This window comes from Xanthovirga aplysinae (assembly GCF_009711365.1).
In the GTDB taxonomy this organism is placed as follows: domain Bacteria; phylum Bacteroidota; class Bacteroidia; order Cytophagales; family Cyclobacteriaceae; genus Xanthovirga; species Xanthovirga aplysinae.
On record NZ_SMMB01000783.1, the window covers coordinates 1 to 3,953 of the forward strand.

Sequence of the window (3,953 nt, forward strand, 5' to 3'; positions counted from 1 at the left end):
ATATTACAACTACCCCTAAAGTCTTTTTTATCAACATATTTACTACAATTTTGGAGTTGGTTTTTTCCCTTTCTGAAATTTATACATTGTTTCCGGCAATCCCACTGGGGAGGTTCCTGCTCTTGGTTTTCCATACGCCCCATTATCATGCCACAAAGTTTCATCCCAGTTCCAAGGTTTATAAATTCTCCCATTTACATCTTCATCTTCAATTTCCTCATACCCCTTTTGGTAGTTCGCATCTTGTTTATCATCCCAGGTTGGGATATAATTTGACCGGTTAATGAAAGCAAAGACAGTGGCATCTAAGTAATCTGCTAAATTTTGAGCAAGGCTTTCTTCTGGTTTTGCTAGAGTTTCCCAATTCTCACCAAAAAATTCGCTTGCATCAGTATTTCCTGTCCTACAAGCATAGGAATGAATCACTGGCAGATCAAATACTTTAGGGTCTAATTTCACAACATCTTCTTTTTTAAATCGCTGAGAAAATTCATTTGGACCATCAAGACCAAAATCAAAGATACTAGGCAATCCATGGGCAAAGATTTTTATTTCACCTATTTTTACTAAATGGTTTTTGGAATTTGGTTTGTTTCTCACCGTTTCTCTATCGCCTTTATTAAAATAATCTATGACTTGAGAAATATTGGCGACTTCTTTATAATTTACGTTCTTATTATGCTTGACAGCCGATTCTTTAATTTGTTGTATTTGTTCCGAATTATAACCATCCTTAAAAAGGATTATAGTTAGATATTCTTCTTTAGAATAGTTTTTATATACTTCCCTAATAGCCTGTGCAGGAAACATAAGCTTATTCCCATAACTTGCTGAATGCTGTTCGGTACCAGCAATTAAAACTATTTCTTTTTTAATAGCCTCATAGACTGTTGTTTCTATGCTTACCTTTTTTGAAGGATTTGAAACATATGCATATATGCGAATCTTTCCGCTTTTTTTGGGCGTATACTTGAAACAAACCGCTCCTTTATCATCTTTAAATAGGTTTTCTTTATCTAATGGCAAATCTTCAATCTTTCCGTTATCCTCAATTTCTTCTGCCCACCAAATGTGCTTAATAGGAGTGAAAATTGAGCTTTGAAACTCTGTGGCCTTGAAAATATAAGTATTACCAACTACCATTTCCTCAACTTGCTTACCATCTTCTGTAAATGGACCCTCTACTTTCTCTACTAGCGGTTTTTGGATTTTCAATTTGGCCTGTTTTGCCTCGGGAGCTATTTTAATCTCTGGAGAAGCACTGATTCGAACTACAAATTCACTATAGTCACTCTTTTCTTTTTTAGGAGTTTCCCTTTCAATAATTTGAATTACTTCTCGACTCATAATTCCACCTTTCATTAATTTAGTATTTTCCGAATAAACCAAAAATTAACAAATGTATAATGATAGGATTTTCCAATCCAAATATAAAAACCAGCAAGGCTATCTTGCTGGCTCTTCTCTTCCTCTGGTTTATTTTATAAATAAACCTATTTGGTTAATAGCTTTAATACCCTCCCTTTTGAGCTGCGTAAATTTTAGCAGGTTGCAATTCCAAACGATGAGTTTTACCGATTAAATCTATTTGTTTTGGAGCTACATTAGCTCCTTTAGCAAAGGAGGGCCACTTAGAGATACTTTCTACTATCTGTTCAACTATTTGGGAAGGCTTTTTAATACTCATTTGCTTACCTACCGTTAAAAGGTCGTTAAGAGATATATTATCCCTTTTACCATTAACAGACATTTGATGCTGTCCCGTCCAAAAAGATTTCGGATTATAGGAATAGGTCATATCATAGGCCGGAGAAAGCCGCCACCCTTTTGAAGGATCAAACAAAAAGGAGATGTTCTTAGTATGATCGTCTTGATTTCTTGCAACCACATTAAAAATCATCCTTCTATAAAACTGTTCAGCATGGGTATATGGCAAACGTAATTTTCTCATAGCCTGAAAGGCTTGCTCATAAGAATAACTTAAAGGCTGATTATAGTCATAATGAGCTATAGCGCAAAGACTTTGCATATGAATTTTTGTCTTTCCGTCCAGGCGATCAAAACGTTTAGTTAAAAAATGGGCTCGCCCATTTTCCTCCAACAAACGGCATTCAGACATATTAATCCCACAATCATTAGCCATTTTATAATAAGCATATTCAATTCGGCCATAACCTGCTGGAGCTCCAAAGCCTTTTTCTTTTATACCGTCAAACTTTAGAAGCCAATAGGAAAATTTATCCGGTGCCTCTACTTGGCCAGAACGAACCTCCTTAGTTTTATCATTGAAAGCTATTACAGCTTTTGCCCTGGCACCACCAGCAGAAGTCGCCACTCTGATAATATCGAGCATTGAATCTTCACTAGCCTCCAGGTTAGTCGTCAATTGCTCTTTTTGGTTCAATATGTTTTGGGCCAACTCAGCCAATTTTGCTATATCTAAACTAATTGATTGATTAACTTTTGAATCTACTGCTGGCTGAAACTCTAGTGCCCCCATACCTCTCGTTCCCACATAACATAACCTTTCAATAGGACTAAACGATTCAATGTTTCTCCCCTGCTTGGCTAACCAGGCATTGATTACTGCATTACCAAATTTATCTGGAAGAGAATCGGCCAACATTCCAGGGAGACCTTTATAAGTTTCCTTGTTTAAAGAAGGAAAAGAATATACCCCTTTTTTAATTGGCATTACCAGGGGAGAAAGGTCATATCCCTTTTTTACAAAATCAGGGTTATATTCAAAGTTTGTTACTTTGCGACTTTCATCCATGGCAATAACTCCTACCAAGTGTCCCCAAATTCTAACCTCTGCAATTTCTACCATTCTACTCCCCCTTCCTCTTTAGTAGGATTACTCCTTGATGCTCTTTGACGTTTCTTTTTCTCTAACTTTAACATTTGTATTGGACTAGGACCTTTTGTAGTTGGTAGCAAACTTTCTAAACTCTCCAGCTCTTCCAAACCTCGAAGAATAGCAATAAAAGAGAGCATACTTGTAGGTGCACCTCTTTCTATTTCACTTATCGTTGAACGGTTTAGCCCAGTCCTGTTTGCAATTTCTTGTTGAGATAGGTCTTTGATAAGACGAGCCTTTCTTAACCTCTCCCCTATCTCCTTAATTATTCCTTTATCACTTAATTCATACCAATCCATAATATTGGAAAATTGAAACATTATCCTTAAAAAAGCTCTTTATGTATTAAACTTCTAACAAGATATAAATATAACACTCAATATCAAAGTAATGTTACAAATTAACAACAAAAACCTAAAAAAATATAATAACGTTGGATAAATACAACACTAAAAGCAGAACGAATATAAAAAATCATCTGCTTAAACCTTGGCCTCTATCCTCTTCTTCCTCTTCTTTCTTTTTTTTACCTGTTGGCCCGCCAAACATTCCAGGTAATATGCCTGGTAAGGATGGTTGAGATTGACCTTTACTTAATAATTCAGCAGAAAAAACAGCAGGTTTTAATAATGGTTTTAAAGAGTCTAAAAGAGCTTTGGTATTTGAATTTAGTCCATTAAGGAGCTCTTCTTGTAACTTCAGGGCAACACCCTTTGCAATCAAGTTTGCCATAATAATTTTGGCCCCTAACCTATCCTGCCCCGTCCATTGGTTATGATTAAATACAAAGACAGCCCGCATTAATTTACGTTCTTCTTCATCCAGATTTAAAATATTTAAACGGGAGATGAAGTCACCTTTTGTTTTCGCAATTTGTATTAACCGATTTGCTTCATCACAATTGGAAATAGATAAAGGAAGATTATCAACGCTCAAAGAAGAACCATTAATTTTAACACCAGCTAAATATAGCTCGGTTATTTTCCCCTCCATGCTTCCTTCTTTATCTATTGTATCAATCAAATACTTGAAACGACCAGTTGTGGTAATATCTAAAGTTTCTTTATCTAATAAATGAACCTCCCTTTCATGC

At 35.7% G+C, this 3,953-nt stretch carries 4 protein-coding genes; all 4 read right to left on the minus strand.

The features are described 5' to 3' along the window. Positions 1-42: 42 nt before the first annotated feature. The gene (locus tag E1171_RS05630; protein WP_155204927.1) at positions 43-1,362 is read right to left on the minus strand and encodes a hypothetical protein; all 1,320 of its coding nucleotides are present in this window, start codon (positions 1,360-1,362) and stop codon (positions 43-45) included. Between the two features lie 148 nt (positions 1,363-1,510). Further along, a complete protein-coding gene (locus E1171_RS05635) occupies positions 1,511-2,830 on the minus strand; it encodes a type II toxin-antitoxin system HipA family toxin (RefSeq protein WP_155204929.1) in 1,320 nt (439 codons plus the stop codon). Then, a complete protein-coding gene (locus E1171_RS05640; protein WP_187696277.1) occupies positions 2,824-3,159 on the minus strand; it encodes a helix-turn-helix domain-containing protein in 336 nt (111 codons plus the stop codon). The genes E1171_RS05635 and E1171_RS05640 overlap by 7 nt, the downstream gene beginning before the upstream one ends. Positions 3,160-3,334: 175 nt before the next feature. Then, positions 3,335-3,953: hypothetical protein (locus E1171_RS23665; RefSeq protein WP_187696278.1), on the minus strand; the 619-nt coding region annotated here is incomplete at its 5' end.

Excerpts from the sequence above, each read along its gene's own strand:
- E1171_RS05630 (WP_155204927.1), bottom strand. The coding sequence starts at position 1,362 with ATGAAAGGTGGAATTATGAGTCGAGAAGTAATTCAAATTATTGAAAGG.
- E1171_RS05635 (WP_155204929.1), bottom strand. The coding sequence starts at position 2,830 with ATGGTAGAAATTGCAGAGGTTAGAATTTGGGGACACTTGGTAGGAGTT.
- E1171_RS05640 (WP_187696277.1), bottom strand. The coding sequence starts at position 3,159 with ATGGATTGGTATGAATTAAGTGATAAAGGAATAATTAAGGAGATAGGG.